We start from the raw sequence: 15,573 nt of genomic DNA on the forward strand, positions 1-15,573 counted from the left end.
CAGATGAAAAAGCCTAACATACTGATATTTATGGTGGATCAGTTGAACGGGACTTTGTTCCCAGATGGTCCGGCTGATTGGCTGCATGCGCCAAATCTGAAGAAGTTGGCGGCGCGTTCGACCCGGTTTCGCAACGCATACACGGCCTCGCCTCTCTGTGCGCCGGGCCGAGCGAGCTTTATGTCGGGGCAATTGCCGTCCGCGACGCGCGTTTACGACAATGCAGCTGAATTTGCTTCGTCGATCCCGACCTACGCGCATCATTTGCGCCGGGCAGGCTACTACACCTGCCTGTCTGGGAAGATGCATTTTGTCGGACCCGATCAGCTGCATGGGTTTGAGGATCGGTTGACCACAGATATCTATCCGCCCGATTTTGGTTGGACGCCGGATTACCGCAAGCCAGGTGAGCGCATTGATTGGTGGTATCACAATATGGGGTCCGTGACGGGTGCCGGGGTCGCAGAGATTTCCAACCAGATGGAGTTTGACGACGAAGTCGCCTTTCATGCGACGCAAAAGATCTATGATCTGGCACGCGGCAAGGATGATCGTCCCTGGGCTTTGACGGTATCGTTTACACATCCGCATGACCCCTATGTGGCGCGCAAGAAATACTGGGACCTCTATGAGGATTGCGAACATCTGCTGCCGGAGGTCGCAGACCTCGGCTATGACAATCAGGATCCGCACGCCAAAAGGATCTTTGATGCCAATGATTGGCGCAGTTTCGACATCACCGAGGAAGACATCCGTCGCTCTCGTCGTGCCTACTTTGCCAATATCTCCTACCTTGATGACAAAATCGGCGAGGTGATGGAGGCGCTGGAGAGCACGCGCCAAGAGGCCATTATTCTGTTCGTATCTGATCACGGTGATATGCTTGGGGAGCGTGGTTTGTGGTTCAAAATGAGCTTCTACGAGGGCTCTGCGCGTGTGCCGTTGATGGTTGCCGCCCCACAAATGAACCCCGGACGGGTGGGCACACCGGTGTCCAACATCGACGTTTGCCCGACGCTGTGTGATTTGGCCGGCGTCAGTATGGAGGAGGTGATGCCCTGGACGTCTGGCGAGTCGCTGGTGCCCCTCGGCAATGACGGCAAAAGGGAGACGCCGGTCGCAATGGAATATGCGGCTGAGGCCTCTTATGCGCCGATGGTGTCACTGCGGTTGGACCGTTGGAAACTAAATCTTTGCGCTCTCGACCCTGACCAGCTCTTTGATCTGGAAAGCGATCCGAACGAGTTGACCAATCTTGCCGCCGATCCAGCCCATCAGGAGGTTCTTGCCGATCTGAAGGCGATGGCTGCCGAACGCTGGGATCTGGGCCGGTTCGATGCAGATGTGCGCGAAAGCCAGGCGCGTCGTTGGATCGTTTATGAAGCCTTGCGAGAGGGCGGCTATTTCCCTTGGGATTACCAGCCCTTACAAAAGGCAAGCGAACGCTATATGCGCAACCACATGGATCTGAACGTGGTCGAGGAAGACGCGCGTTTCCCAAGGGGAGAATAATGGTCCGGCCGCTGGCGGTGGCTGACAGTATGCTCCCGCCAGCTGCGCCAAAGGTGCTGTTTAGATCCCGCGACGTGACAAGAGGCGAGCTATGCCAAGGCAAGGAATGGAACCCAAACGCCGGGCGGCTCTGGTCAGCGCGGTGATCGATGAAATTGGTGATGCAGGATCATTGGATGTGACTGTGTCGCAGATCGCCAAACGCGCAGGAATGAGCAGCGCCCTGGCGCATCACTATTTCGGCAGCAAGGATCAGATGTTGATCGCTGCCATGCGCCATATCCTGTCAGTATTTTCACGCCGGGTTGCCGCCAACCAACGTAAGGCGAAGACACCTTACGCCCGGCTCTGTGCCGTGATTGCGGCAAACTTTGAAACCCATGTGTTTGATCGTCGCAAGACATCGGCTTGGCTGAGTTTCTATGCCCTGTCTCAATCCAACCAAGAAGCCATGCGGTTGATGCAGCTCTATCAGCGGCGCCTCCGTAGCAACCTGTTGCATGACCTGCGGCGGCTGTGCGACGACGCCGAACAGATTGAACCTGTCATTTCGGCTTTGATCGATGGTGTTTATCTGCGCGCGGCTCTGTTGCGGGGCGCTCCGGATCCCGATGCAGCCCAACGCGTGATGGCGGCGGCTGACGCTCTTTTGGGTCAGCCCACAGCAACCCAATCTATCATTCCTCCATCGCTTCAATAATTGCGATATCTGCGTCACAGGCATTGTGACGATGGGATTTTGCAGTTTGGTACGCGTCAGAGGCATAACAGGCCTTGGCGTCTGACAGGCTGGCAAATTCAATGATAACGCGGCGCTGCCAGGCCCGACCTTCCAGGGTTTCGGCCTCGCCCCTGGCCAGAAACTTTGCGCCGAACTGTGCAAACGCCTCGGGCGCGAGGGTCTGATAGCCTGCGTAGGCCTCAGGATCTGTAACGGTTACGTTTGCTATCCAATAGGCTTTAGGCATCTACTTTCCTTTTCTTTCAACTGGATGCGGCGGACGGCCAGCGGTTTGCGGACGCATTTGCGTGCGTTGATGCCGCAAAGTTTGGCTGATTTTATTGACACACCGTATCTTGGTATACCATAAGACTTCAACAAGAATCATCAGTACAGGTGCCCTATGCCCGCAGAAATCCGCAAAACCCTTCTCCATGTTGAAGAAACCCTGATTGAGGGTGGCAAAGCTGCGGAGACGCCCTTGAAAATGATCGCGGCAATTGCGGTGATCAAAAATCCATGGGCCGGACAGGGATTTGTGGATGATCTGCGACCCGCAATTCATGATTGCGCACCCGGGCTTGGCGAGTTGTTGACCAAAATGATCCTGGATGCCGCAGGCGGGGGCGACAAGGTCGAAGGTTACGGCAAATCCGCCATCGTCGGTCTGGATGGCGAGGTGGAGCACGCATCGGCTCTGATCCACACTCTGCGGTTTGGCAATCACTTCCGCGAAGCGGTTGGTGCCAAATCCTACCTTGCCTTCACCAACACACGCGGACCTGCGAACGCCTCGCTGCAAATCCCCTTGATGGATAAAAATGATGGCGGCAAGCGCAGCCATTATCTTACCATTCAGACTGCAATTGCGGATGCGCCAGCGGCAGATGAAATCGTGATCGCCCTTGGCGCCTCGATCGGTGGGCGGCCGCATCACCGCATTGGCGACCGCTACCAAGATCTGGAGGAATTGGGCCATGATGTTGAAAACCCTGCAGCTGTCTGATCCCTACGGCACGGTTGCCTATCGGGAACAAGGTCAGGGGGCACCGATTGTCCTGATCCATGGTGTCGGTATGCAATCCGCCGCCTGGGGCCCGCAGATCAAGGGTTTGTCCAAAAGGCACCGGGTGATCGCACTGGACATGCCGGGACATGGCGGATCCTCCCCTTTGCCGCCGCAGTCTGACCTGCCTGCTTTCGTGGCCTGGTTGCATGCGGTTTTGGAGGGTCTGGCCCTGAAAGGGGTCAGCCTTGCAGGCCACTCCATGGGTGCGCTGTTGTCTGCAGGTTACGCCGCAACACACCCTGGGAAATTGGCCCGCGTGGCGTTGCTGAACGGTGTCTTCCGGCGTGATCCTGCGGCACGGGATGCCGTCATCGAACGGGCAGATGTCATTGCGCAGGGCGAATTTGATCTACAAACGCCCCTCGCGCGCTGGTTTGGAGAAAGCAAGGTCGAGCAGACAGCACGAACATCTGTTGCTGCCTGGCTGTCCGAGGTCGACCGGGCAAGCTATGCCACTGCCTATCGCGCATTTGCGAGGGGTGATGCGACCTATGCGGACGATTTTGGCCGGATCGACTGCCCTCTGTTGGCAATCACTGGCGATGGAGATCCGAATTCAACGGCGAAAATGACAAAGCAGATGGCCAATGCGGCCCCCATGGGGCGCTCTGTTGTGATCAAGGGGCACAAACATATGGTCAATCTGACGGCCCCCGAATTGGTCACCGAGACCTTGTTGGATTGGATGGAACTGGAAGTCGCAGGAGCACAAGCATGACCAGTTTTGACCCGCGCGAATTGCGCAACGCTTTTGGCTCTTTCATGACGGGGGTCACCGTGGTGACGGCTGTTGGCGAAGAGGACGCGCCCATTGGGTTTACCGCGAACTCGTTCACCTCTGTTTCGCTAGATCCACCGTTGGTGCTGGTGTGTTTGGCCAATACCTCGCGCAACTACGAGGCGCTTACCGCGGCAAAGGGATTTGCGGTGAACGTGCTCGCAGAAAACCAGGTCGAATTGTCAAACACCTTTGCGCGTCCTGTGGACGACAGATTTGCTAATACCGATTGGTCATTTGGTCCCTTCGGATCACCAGTTTTTGCCGGTGTGTCCGCCTGGTTTGACTGTTCGATGTTCAAAACCGTCGACGCAGGCGATCATGTGATCCTTATCGGACGGGTCGAAGCCTTTGACAGCAGCCCGCAACCGGGGCTCGGCTACGCAAGGGGCGCCTATGTTACCCCTGCTGCCGAAGCCGAGGCCCTGCGTGGCAGCACCGATCTTTATGTCTCCGCGTTGATTGAACACAACGGCAAGGTGCTGTTGCAGAGCGCGGACGACGGTGGATTGTCTTTGCCACAAATCAAGGTTGGAAAAGACGGCGCCCAGGCGGCTCTGGCTCGATTGATCGAGACAACAGGAGCAGCGGCAGAGCCGGGGTTCATCTACTCCGTCTACGAAGACGACACACAGTCAACGCAGCATATTTCTTTCCTCTGTCAGACCACCGGAGAATTTGCCAGTGCCGGTCAGTTTGAGGAACTTACACCAAATGTTTCGCAGAAAATCGCCAACTACGCTGAGCGCACAATGCTTGAGCGGTTTGGCGCAGAACACAGCATCGGTCACTTCGGTGTCTACTGCGGCACTCAAAGCAACGGAAATGTCCAACCAATGGCATCAGGGAGCTAAAGCATGAAGTTTTCGCTTTTTGCGCATATGGAGCGCATCTCCTCTCAGGAGGATCAGAAGAAACTCTACAGCGAATTTGTGGAGTTGTGCCAGATCGCCGATGCCGGTGGCATGCATGCGGTTTGGACCGGTGAACACCATGGGATGAACTTCACCATTGCGCCAAACCCGATGCTGAATTTGGTTGATCTGGCTCGGGTGACCAAAAATGTTCGCCTCGGGACCGGGACGGTGATTGCACCATTCTGGCATCCTATCCGTCTGGCCGGCGAAGCGGCGATGACCGATATGATCACGGATGGCCGGTTGGAGCTGGGCATTGCCCGCGGTGCCTACACCTTTGAATATGACCGTCTCAGCCCGGGTCTCGATGCTTGGCAGGCCGGTCAATACATGCGGGAACTGGTGCCCGCGGTGAAAGCACTGTGGAAAGGCGACTATACCCATGAAGGGGAACAGGTCGCGTTCCCCAAAACCACGTCTGTGCCGCAGCCGGTACAGGAAAACGGCCCGCCGATGTGGATCGCCGCACGGGACCCAAACAGCCACGAATTTGCTGTTAAACAGGGCTGCAACGTCCAGGTGACGCCGCTTTGGAATGGTGATGCAGAGATCGAAAGCCTGATCGCCAAATTCAACGCAGCATGTGAAAAGCACGCCGACATGCCGCGACCGAAAATCATGCTGTTGTTGCACACCTATGTCGCGGAAAGTGATGCGGACGCCAAAGATGCAGCTGTGGAGTTGAACCGGTTCTACAACTATTTCGGTGCCTGGTTCATGAACAAGCGAGAGATCACCCAAGGATTGATTGAGCCGCTTTCAGATGAAGAAATCGCAAACCACCCAATCTATTCGCCGGAGGCGCTGGAGCGGGATCTTGCGGTTGGGACGTCTGACAAGATCATCGACCGGCTGAAAAGCTTCGAAGCGCTTGGCTACGACGAATATGCGTTCTGGATCGACAGTTCGATGTCATTTGAACGCAAAAAAGCATCGCTAGAGCGGTTCATTCGCGACGTGATGCCGGCCTTCGCCTAAGGCGAGTTGGGGAGAGTAAAATGCAGATATTTCAGCAGTATATCGGCGGGCAATTCGAAGACGCGACGGAGCACTTCGACAGTTTGGATCCTGCGACCGGAACCGCTTGGGCCAAGATGCCTGCTGCCACGCCGCAGGATGTAGACCGAGCGGTCACCGCCGCTGAACAGGCATTTTTCTCCTCTGAATGGGCCACCATGACAGCAACCGCACGCGGCAAATTGCTGCTGCGGTTGGCGGATCTTATCGCAGAGGCCGCGCCACGGCTGGCCGAGCTGGAAACCCGCGACACCGGCAAGATCATTCGCGAAACCAGTGCCCAAATTGCCTATGTTGCCGAGTACTACAGGTATTACGCCGGGCTGGCAGACAAGATCGAAGGTGCGCATCTGCCGATTGATAAACCTGACATGGAAGTCTGGTTGCGGCGCGAACCCATTGGTGTGGTTGCTGCAATCGTTCCTTGGAATTCCCAGCTGTTTTTGTCCGCGGTGAAGATCGGACCCGCACTTGCCGCAGGCTGCACCGTGGTGTTGAAGGCGTCAGAGGCTGGACCGGCCCCGATGTTGGAATTCGCCCGCCTGTTTGACCAAGCCGGGTTCCCGGCGGGTGTTTTGAACGTTTTGACCGGCGGCGCAGACACTGGCGCTGCGCTCACCAGCCATCCAAAGGTGGCCCATGTCGCCTTCACCGGTGGGCCGGATACCGCGCGCCACATCGTGCGCAACACCGCAGACAACCTGGCGTCTTCATCGCTGGAACTGGGTGGGAAATCCCCCTTCATCGTTTTTGATGACGCGGATCTGGAAAGCGCCGTCAACGCACAGATTTCCGGGGTTTTTGCCGCTACCGGACAAAGCTGTGTCTCCGGATCGCGGCTGGTTGTTCATGCGGCCATCAAAGATGCATTTCTGGAGCGGCTTACCGAAAAGGCGGAAAAAATCGCAATCGGCGCGCCAGATGATATGGCGACCGAGGTTGGGCCGTTGTGCACCCGCGCGCAGCAAGATCGCGCCGAGCAGTTGGTGGCACAAACAGTTGCGGAGGGTGCCCGACTGATCACCGGGGGTACGCCGCTGGAACGCGATGGATTTTTCTTTCCGCCGACGATCCTTGATTGCGATGGTGTGGATCAGGCCACCAGCCTGCGGGAAGAGTTCTTCGGGCCCGTCCTGTCCGTCGTCAGTTTCGAAACCGAGGCTGAGGCGATTGCCATTGCCAATGACACTGCCTTTGGTCTGGCCTCCGGCCTCTTCACTCGAGATCTGACCCGCGCCCATCGTATGATCCGGGCAATTCGGGCTGGGATCGTCTGGGTCAACACCTATCGTGCGGTCAGCCCCATTGCCCCGTTTGGTGGACATGGATTGTCAGGTCATGGCCGGGAAGGCGGGATTGAGGCGGCTTTGGATTACACCAAGGTGAAATCCGTCTGGCTGCGTACGAGCGACGCGCCGATACCGGACCCTTTTGTGATGCGATGACGTCACACCGCGGGCGGTTCGCTTAGCCGCCAATCCAAAATCTGAATTGTTGTTGGGAGGAAACACAACATGAAACCCGAACACCGGGCTCATGACGGGGGGCATTTGGTCTCCGACAGTGGGCTTTTCAAAGGGCTGCACAATGGGATGAGCATCGCATCAAAAGCGATGGTTGCTGCCTTTGTGCTGTTCACGATCCTGAATGTGGAATTTGCCGGAAGCATCTACAAAGGGATCCGCTCCTGGGTCGAAGGTGCACTGAGCTGGTATTACATCAGCTCTGTCATCATCATCCTGTTCACCTGCCTGTTTTTGATGTTCAGCCGCTTTGGCTCCATCCGGCTGGGGGATGACAATGCCAAACCAGAATTCAGCCGCTTTTCCTGGTTTGCGATGCTGTTTTCTGCCTCGGTTTCCATCGGGATCATGTTCTTTGGCGTCGCGGAACCCCTGTTCTACTTCGACAATTCAGCTGGCTGGGGTTATCCCAACAACCCATTTGCGGATGCCGCAGGCAATACCGAGATGGGATTTGAACGCGCCGTTGATGCAGTGCGGGTGACCAACTTCCACTGGGGTCTTCATGGCTGGGCGATTTACACATTGACTGGTTTGGCACTGGGATATTTTGCATTCCGCAAAAAACTGCCCCTGACGTTCCGCTCCGCGCTCTATCCCATCCTGGGCGAGCGGATTTATGGCCCGGCCGGTCATGCTGTTGACCTGCTGGCGGTTTTTGGCACCGTATTTGGTATTGCCACCTCCATGGGGCTTGGCGTCAATCAGATGGCGCATGGGATGAATGTTCTGTTTGGCATTGATCCCGGTGTCGGCACGCAGGTGGCCCTGGTGATCATCATTTCCATCGTTGCGACCCTCTCCGCCGTTTCTGGCATCGGCCGAGGGATCAAGATCCTGTCCGAATGGAACATCGTGCTGACGATTGCGCTGATTTTGTTCTTCGTCATCGCGGGCCCTACCCAATGGTTGGCAGGTTTCTTCCTGAACGCGACGGGTGACTACATGACCCAGTTCCTGTCGATGGGATTCTGGACAGCTTCTGCTCCGGGCGACGTGTCCTGGCAGGGTGGCTGGACCATCTTCTACTGGGGCTGGTGGTTGAGCTGGGCACCGTTCGTAGGCATGTTCATTGCCCGGATTTCCAAAGGTCGCACCATCCGTGAATTCATGTTCGGAGCCATGCTGGTGCCAACAACCATGGCCTTTATCTGGATCTCGATCTTTGGGGGCAACGCACTCTACTTTGAACTGAATGCCGACGGTGGCGTTGGCACCGCAGGTCTGATCGATATGGTGAACAGCTGGAACCTCGGTGGCACGCTTTATGGCACCATTGATCTGCTGGCCAATGGCGGCACCCTGGCCTGGGTTGTCTCGGCATTGACAACGATTTTGCTGGCGACCTGGTTTATCACCAGTTCCGACTCCGGCACTCTGGTTGTCACAACGATCCTGTCGATGGGCAACAGCCACCCGCCAAAAATGCACCGGGTGATCTGGGGCGCGGCACAGGGTCTGGTTGCTGCGGTTCTGTTGCTGGCAGGCGGTCTGTCTGCGTTGCAAACAGCAGCCATCGCCGCAGCTCTGCCGATCTCTGTGCTGGTCGTGCTGATGGCCTGGGGCGTGATCAAATCGCTGATGGAAGATCCCGCGGCCGTCTCAGACAGCCAAACACCCACACCGGATGGCACCGCGCTGGACCGTGATCTCCACGCATAAAACGACACATCGGTGCGGGCACCCCGTGTGCCCGCATCTTTTTTTGCTCAGCAAATGGACTTAACTATGCTTGCCCTGAACCGCCCCGACCTGTTTGTTTCTGATGCCTATGTAAATGGCAGCTGGACCGCTGCGGATGCACGCTTTCCGGTCACCAACCCGGCCACGGGCGATGTCTTGGCGCAGGTGGCGGACTGCCCCCTGCCACTGATCAATCAGGCAATCGAAGATGCGCATATTGCACAGAAAAAATGGGCCGCGCTGACAGGAAAAGAACGGGCCGGCGTTCTGCGCAACTGGTATGATCTGATGGTCGCCCATGCCGATGATCTGGCAGCGATCCTGACAGCTGAAATGGGCAAGCCGCTTGCCGAAGCAAAGGGCGAAATCCTCTATGGTGCGTCTTTTGTGGAATGGTTCGCAGAAGAAGCCAAACGCATCTATGGCGATACCATACCAGGGCACCAGCAAGACAAACGGATCATGGTCCTGAAACAGCCCATCGGCGTGGTCGGTGCCATCACCCCATGGAATTTTCCCAACGCCATGATCACACGCAAAGCCGCGCCAGCACTTGCCGCTGGTTGTGCCATGGTCGTGCGCCCTGCAACCGAAACACCGCTATCTGCCTTGGCCATGGCGCGTCTGGCCGAAGAAGCCGGGCTGCCGCCAAGGGTGTTTTCCGTTGTGCCCTCAACCGACAGCGCAGGTGTGGGTCAAACATTCTGCAGCCATCCCCTGATGCGCAAAATCAGCTTTACGGGCTCAACGCGAGTGGGCAAGATCTTGATGCAGCAAGGGGCGGATCAACTGAAGAAACTGTCCTTGGAACTGGGGGGCAACGCACCATTCATCGTGTTTGACGATGCCGATCTGGATGCCGCCGTCGAAGGCGCAATGATTTCAAAATTCCGCAATGCCGGTCAGACCTGCGTGTGTTCCAACCGGATTTATGTTCAAGATGGTGTCTATGATAGCTTTGTCGCCAAATTTGCGGAGGCGGTGAGCAAACTGTCTGTGGGCGATGGGGCATCAGACGGGGTCGCCATCGGGCCGTTGATTACCCCAGCAGCGGTTCAGAAAGTCACCGATCATATTGATGACGCGCTGTCAAAAGGCGCGCGATTGATCGTTGGCGGACAAAACTATGACCTTGGTGGCACCTTCTTTCAGCCAACAGTGATCGCAGATGTCGACAGCACGATGGCTGTCGCGGGTGAGGAGACTTTTGGCCCATTGGCGCCTGTATTCCGGTTCTCCACCCTTGAGGATGCTCTGACCGCCGCAAATGACACGGAATTCGGCTTGGCGTCTTACGTCTATACCCAAAACCTCAGCCAGGTTTGGCAGATGATGGAAGGCCTGGAATATGGCATGGTCGGCGTCAACACCGGTCTGATTTCCACCGAAGTTGCGCCGTTTGGTGGCATCAAAGAAAGCGGTCAGGGCCGCGAGGGCTCCAAATATGGGATCGAAGATTATCTGGAGATCAAATACTGCTGCCTGAGCGTTTGAGGATCTGAACAGACGTGAGCCTCCGGGAGACATTCTGCCGGGGGCGGACCTGCACCGCCCCTTAGCGGCAATCCCCGGCAACGCGTAATCGGTCCGCAATCAGTGTCAGCCACTGGATGCCAGTATTGTCAATTCCTCGGCAAGCCAGGGAAAGCGGCGGCCGATCGGGTCAACAAAATGATGATGCAGGGATTTTTGGACGATTTCATGGATTAATTGTGAGGTTGCCGCAGGATAGTAGTTGGTCGTGAAGAGGGATACGGTTCGGGCAAAGTTCTTGCCTGGAAAACGGACCACTTTGACCTTATCGTGAAAACGCTGTGCCCGGTGATAACTGGCGGCCGTCGTGACAGCCCAGCCACTGTTTTCTGCGACCAGGCCAATGATTGATTGATTGCATTCTAGCTCAAACCGATTTGGCAAAGATATCTTCAGCCGGTTCAACTGGGTCTCGATCTGTTTGCCAATCGTATGATCACGGGAATACCGCAGGAACGGCAAAACCGCGTCCGCTGTGATCAAATCTTCAGTTTTGCCGCTGTAGGATGATGGCACCACCAGGATGAATGGATCCCGCATCAACGGGTATTCTGTCAGATCAGGCAGCACCCCCAGCGGGCGCGTGGCCACGCCGGCGTCCAGTTTTTGGGCTTGCAGTTTTTCGATGATTTCATGGCTCGGCCGTGTGTAGTGGCGAAAACTGCATCGCGGCAGAGCGGTGGACAAAGTTTGAAACAGCTCCGGCCCGATTTCATTGTCGAAGTCATCAAGCAAAGCAACACGCAGATCAATCGCATGCTGCCAACTGCCCGACCGCATTTCGGCCTCTCCCTGTTTCAGGGCGATGAGACCTTCGTTTGTGTAGCGGGCAAACACAACACCCGCGGGGGTCAACGCCATGGGGCGGCGGCTGTGGTCAACCAGCTCGACCCCGAGGGCCGTTTCAAGACTGCGCAGATGGTTGGACACCGTGCTGATAGACAATCCTGATTCCCGAGCAACGGTCTGAATTGAGCCCGACTTTGACACCAGCTGGAACACCTCCAACCAGCGCAAACTAAGCGGTTTTGTCATCAGTGTGCCCTCTCAAGATGCAATAGTTTCGAGAAAATCAAAGAGAAGTTTTGGATAGATCGCAAGAGAGAATTAATACTATTGCTCAATCGGTTCCGGGATATGGTTTTGCATAAGGATAAATTTCCGCGGTCACAAAGAACGGGCCGAGCACCACAACTGGGAGAAAACCACCATGATTAAGAAATACTTGCTTTCTACGGCCTGCGCTGTTGCCGCTGCGATCTCTGCAACGTCGGCCTCGGCGATGGACGAGATTACTGTGGCCTATTTCCTTGAATGGCCGATGCCGTTCCAGTTTGCGAAGGCCAATGGCACCTACGAGGAAGAGATGGGTGTCAAAATCAACTGGGTGTCTTTTGACACCGGCACTGCAATGTCGGCTGCGATGGCATCTGGCGACGTGCAGATCGCTGTCAGCCAAGGTGTGCCGCCTTTCGTTGTCGCGACGTCCGCAGGTCAGGACATCCAGGCTGTTGATGTTGCTGTGAGCTACTCTGACAATGACAACTGCGTTGTGGCAGAGGCGCTGGAAATTGACAAAACGAACGCTGGCGAACTGACCGGCAAGAAAGTCGGCGTACCGATTGGTACCGCGGCGCACTATGGGTTCCTGTCCCAGATGGCGCATTTTGGCGTAGACGTCGGCTCCATGGAAATCGTTGACATGGCGCCCGCAGATGGCGCAGCAGCCTTTGCCCAGGGCAATCTTGACATGGTCTGCGGCTGGGGTGGCGGCCTGCGGCGGATGCTGGAGCACGGCAACGTGCTGCTGACCGGTGCGGAAAAAGAGGAACTGGGCATTCTGGTGTTTGATGTTACCAGCGCGCCAGCCAGCTTCATCGCGGAGCAGGGAGATCTGCTCAGCACGTTCCTGAAGGTAACAGCAGACGCCAACGCAATGTGGAATTCCGGCGAGAACAGCGACAAAATGTTGCCGGTGATCGCCAAGGATGCGGGCATGGATGTGGATGAAACCGCCGCCACCATTGCGACCTTCAGCTTCCCATCCGCTGACGAACAGCTGACCGAAAAGTGGTTGGGCGGTGGCGCACAGACCTTCATGAAAGGCGTGGCCGACGTGTTTGTGAACGCGGGCAGCATCGAGGGCGCGCTGGAGTCATATGATGGTGCGGTCGATAGCGATCCACTTGCCGCGTCGCAGAACTGATCCACTGAACTGAACCAATGCAAGCGGCTCTGCCGGGGCCGTTTGCAACCAGTCGCAGTTGACTGCCGGGCTCGTAGATCGACTGCTGCACGACCACCCATGACAGAGCCAAAACACGAAAAGGGAGAGAGATGTCGGGACTGGACATCAAAAGTGTCTCCATGCGCTTCGATCTGCCGAATGGCAGCTCAGTGCAAGCGCTGAAAGACGTTTCTTTGAATTTGAAAGCGGGCGAGTTGATGTCTGTTCTGGGTCCTTCGGGCTGCGGAAAGACCACTTTGCTCAATATCTTGGCAGGTTTCCTTGCGCCAACTGAAGGCGCGATTGAACTGAACGGCCATGTCGTCGAAGGACCAGACGCCGAGCGGGGTATGGTGTTTCAGAAAGGCGCGCTGTTTGAATGGATGAACGTGCGCGACAACGTCGAATTTGGTCCGCGCATGAAGGGGATGCCCAAAGCCGAACGCGAACAGATTTCAGATCACCTTCTGGAAATCGTCGGATTGCAGGATTTCAAGGAAAAAGCCGTCTATGAACTGTCCGGTGGGATGCAGCAGCGAGTTGCCCTGGCGCGGTGCCTGGCCAATGAGCCAGACGTTATTTTGATGGATGAGCCTTTGGGTGCCCTGGATGCGTTGACCCGCGAGAAAATGCAGGGGCTTGTGCTGAAACTCTGGAAAGAGACCGGGAAAACAATCATCCTGATCACCCACTCGGTCGAAGAAGCGCTGCTTCTTGGCGAGCGGTTGATCGTGATGGCCCCGCGGCCTGGCCGGATCCACCGGGAATACAATCTTCCCTTTGCCGAACGCGGCGTGAATGCCGATCTGCGAGATGTCAAAAAATCTGAAGGCTTTGCTGAAACCAGAGATGAAATCCTCTCCATGATCTGGGAAATGGAAGAGGAAATCATGGGCCGGACGGAGCAGGTGGCATGACTGTTGTTCTCTTCTATATTGCGCTTTTTGCAGGTGCTTTCTTTATCGTGCATCTGGTACGTAAAGGCACCCGATCACGTCAGGATTTCACCAGTCTGAAAACAGTGACCTTCGGCGACGAAAGCGCGGTCACGCCGGATCGGGCAGCATCGGTCATCTCTGTATTGGTGATCTTTCTGATTTGGGGGGCCTTCACCGGATCGAATTGGGCGCCCATTCACGTGCCCGGACCATTCATCGGCGAAACACGCTTCACCTACACACTGCAGACCGCCGATGGGGCGACAGACGATGCGGAGGTCGTGGTGAAGGTCTTTGGCTTTGGCGAAGAGGTCGAGAAATTCGACGTCGACGCAGGCGATGGCTTTGCAAGCAATGATGCGCTTGCCGCTCAGGCCGGGCGCTCCACCACGCTCTTGTTTGACAAGAACGATACAGCCAAGCGCAAAGAGGGCGCAAAGATCATTGCCATCAATGGGCAGGCCATCGGATCAGAGGGATCCGTCGACGCAGGCGATGGATCTGTGGCGCTGACCAGTAAAGGCGCGATCAGCTTCACGCCTCATCCGGGCCTGCAAATGAACCCGATCTGGCTGCCAGCGCCCGAAACTGTTGTGTCACGCTTTTTCGAAATTGCCTCCGAAGGGTACCAGAACTTTTCCCTCTGGCAGCACCTTGGCTGGTCTTTGACCCGCGTGATCGCTGGTTTTGTCACCGGCGCCATCGTTGGCATTCCTTTGGGATATGCGATGGGGCTGTCGGGTTGGTTCCGCGGCTGGTTTGATCCGATCGTCGAATTCATGCGACCGGTCCCGCCATTGGCGCTGATCCCCTTGGTCATTATCTGGTTTGGGATCTGGGAAACCGGCAAAATCGTCCTGCTGTTCCTTGCGGCCCTATGGATCATGACAATCGCGGCACGCGCCGGGGTGTCTGGCGTCAATATCTCTAAAATCCACGCAGCCTATTCGCTGGGTGCATCGAAGTGGCAGATCATGCGCCATGTGATTGTCCCCAATTCCCTGCCTGAAATCTTCACCGGCGCTCGCGTCGCGATGGGGGTATGTTGGGGCACGGTTGTTGCCGCCGAACTGGTTGCCGCACAAAAAGGCGCGGGCATGATGATCATCGCGGCGTCAAAGTTTCAGCTAACCGACATTGTTATCATGGGCATCGTTCTGATCGGTATCATCGGTTATGGCATCGATATTCTGATGCGCAAAGCTGAGACGTGGTTGGTGCCCTGGAAAGGTCGCAGCTAAGCTCTCGAGGAGCCACTCCGCGAGATATAAACTCCAACCCTTCTTTGACCCCGGTGCCGGATGCATCGGGGTCATTTCATTGTGACCTCTGGATTTGGCGACGGTGATGCCCGGGTTTATTGGCACGGAATCAGCTGGACCGTCAGGGCGACAGCCCGTCAAATCTGCCGCATGATTCCCTCGCCTCGGCGCATATTCCTCCAGCAAAAGCGGTGCCTAACGATCCAAAAGCTGATCTGAATTCTCCTTACAAACCGAGCCTCCAACCTCAATATCTAGGCAGCACACCTATAAATTCCTTATCATTCGTATTGGCTTGTGCTTCATTTCCAGCAAAACAACATGCTGGGGTGTGAAAATGGCGCGTTCGGACATGAGCGATCTGGAGTGGGAGTTCATCAAGGCAGTCTTGCC

14 protein-coding genes are annotated in these 15,573 nt (G+C 56.3%); 12 read left to right on the forward strand and 2 right to left on the reverse strand.

The features are described 5' to 3' along the window. The first annotated feature begins 3 nt into the window (after positions 1-3). Both betC and betI read left to right on the forward strand, forming a co-directional pair. Positions 4-1,512, forward strand: coding sequence for a choline-sulfatase (gene betC, locus Q0C28_RS03600; protein ID WP_293573282.1), 1,509 nt, complete (start codon positions 4-6; stop codon positions 1,510-1,512). A 91-nt stretch (positions 1,513-1,603) separates the two neighbouring features. Further along, positions 1,604-2,212, forward strand: a complete 609-nt coding sequence (betI, locus tag Q0C28_RS03605) for a transcriptional regulator BetI (protein WP_293573283.1) — start codon at positions 1,604-1,606, stop codon at positions 2,210-2,212. Here betI and Q0C28_RS03610 read toward each other — a convergent pair. Next, positions 2,190-2,480 carry a DUF1330 domain-containing protein gene (locus Q0C28_RS03610; RefSeq protein WP_293573284.1) on the reverse strand — a complete coding sequence of 97 codons (291 nt, stop codon included), beginning with the start codon at positions 2,478-2,480 and terminating at the stop codon, positions 2,190-2,192. The two genes, betI and Q0C28_RS03610, sit on opposite strands and share 23 nt — an antisense overlap. A gap of 156 nt (positions 2,481-2,636) precedes the next feature. Between Q0C28_RS03610 and Q0C28_RS03615 the strand changes: the two genes are divergently transcribed. The 7 genes from Q0C28_RS03615 to Q0C28_RS03645 all read left to right on the forward strand — a co-directional run bounded on the left by Q0C28_RS03615 (position 2,637) and on the right by Q0C28_RS03645 (position 10,714). Further along, positions 2,637-3,239 carry an amino acid synthesis family protein gene (locus Q0C28_RS03615; protein WP_293573285.1) on the forward strand — a complete coding sequence of 201 codons (603 nt, stop codon included), beginning with the start codon at positions 2,637-2,639 and terminating at the stop codon, positions 3,237-3,239. After that, positions 3,211-4,020, forward strand: a complete 810-nt coding sequence (locus Q0C28_RS03620; protein WP_293573286.1) for an alpha/beta hydrolase — start codon at positions 3,211-3,213, stop codon at positions 4,018-4,020. The genes Q0C28_RS03615 and Q0C28_RS03620 overlap by 29 nt, the downstream gene beginning before the upstream one ends. Then, positions 4,017-4,934, forward strand: a complete 918-nt coding sequence (locus Q0C28_RS03625) for a flavin reductase (RefSeq protein ID WP_293573287.1) — start codon at positions 4,017-4,019, stop codon at positions 4,932-4,934. Before Q0C28_RS03620 ends, Q0C28_RS03625 begins: the two co-directional genes overlap by 4 nt. 3 nt (positions 4,935-4,937) lie before the next feature. After that, positions 4,938-5,975, forward strand: coding sequence for an LLM class flavin-dependent oxidoreductase (locus tag Q0C28_RS03630; RefSeq protein ID WP_293573288.1), 1,038 nt, complete (start codon positions 4,938-4,940; stop codon positions 5,973-5,975). A 20-nt stretch (positions 5,976-5,995) separates the two neighbouring features. Beyond that, positions 5,996-7,459 (forward strand): aldehyde dehydrogenase, encoded by a 1,464-nt coding sequence (locus Q0C28_RS03635; protein ID WP_293573289.1) that lies wholly within the window; start codon positions 5,996-5,998, stop codon positions 7,457-7,459. A gap of 69 nt (positions 7,460-7,528) precedes the next feature. Continuing rightward, entirely contained in the window at positions 7,529-9,199 is a 1,671-nt protein-coding gene (locus Q0C28_RS03640) for a BCCT family transporter (protein ID WP_293573290.1), read from the forward strand. Between the two features lie 66 nt (positions 9,200-9,265). Beyond that, positions 9,266-10,714 (forward strand): NAD-dependent succinate-semialdehyde dehydrogenase, encoded by a 1,449-nt coding sequence (locus tag Q0C28_RS03645; RefSeq protein WP_293573291.1) that lies wholly within the window; start codon positions 9,266-9,268, stop codon positions 10,712-10,714. A gap of 105 nt (positions 10,715-10,819) precedes the next feature. Here the strand turns inward: Q0C28_RS03645 and Q0C28_RS03650 are convergent, their stop codons facing one another. Next, entirely contained in the window at positions 10,820-11,788 is a 969-nt protein-coding gene (locus tag Q0C28_RS03650) for a LysR family transcriptional regulator (RefSeq protein WP_293573292.1), read from the reverse strand. Positions 11,789-11,963: 175 nt separating this feature from the next. Here Q0C28_RS03650 and Q0C28_RS03655 point away from each other — a divergent pair, with 175 nt between their 5' ends. The 3 genes from Q0C28_RS03655 (at position 11,964) to Q0C28_RS03665 (ending at position 15,159) form a co-directional block, all read left to right on the forward strand. Continuing rightward, positions 11,964-12,959 (forward strand): ABC transporter substrate-binding protein, encoded by a 996-nt coding sequence (locus Q0C28_RS03655; protein ID WP_293573293.1) that lies wholly within the window; start codon positions 11,964-11,966, stop codon positions 12,957-12,959. A 131-nt stretch (positions 12,960-13,090) separates the two neighbouring features. Then, a complete protein-coding gene (locus Q0C28_RS03660; RefSeq protein WP_293573294.1) occupies positions 13,091-13,897 on the forward strand; it encodes a taurine ABC transporter ATP-binding protein in 807 nt (268 codons plus the stop codon). Further along, positions 13,894-15,159 carry an ABC transporter permease gene (locus Q0C28_RS03665; RefSeq protein WP_293573295.1) on the forward strand — a complete coding sequence of 422 codons (1,266 nt, stop codon included), beginning with the start codon at positions 13,894-13,896 and terminating at the stop codon, positions 15,157-15,159. The genes Q0C28_RS03660 and Q0C28_RS03665 overlap by 4 nt, the downstream gene beginning before the upstream one ends. Positions 15,160-15,573: the final 414 nt, after the last annotated feature.

Origin of the sequence: Phaeobacter sp., from assembly GCF_022825805.1 — a bacterium.
Lineage (GTDB): Bacteria > Pseudomonadota > Alphaproteobacteria > Rhodobacterales > Rhodobacteraceae > Phaeobacter.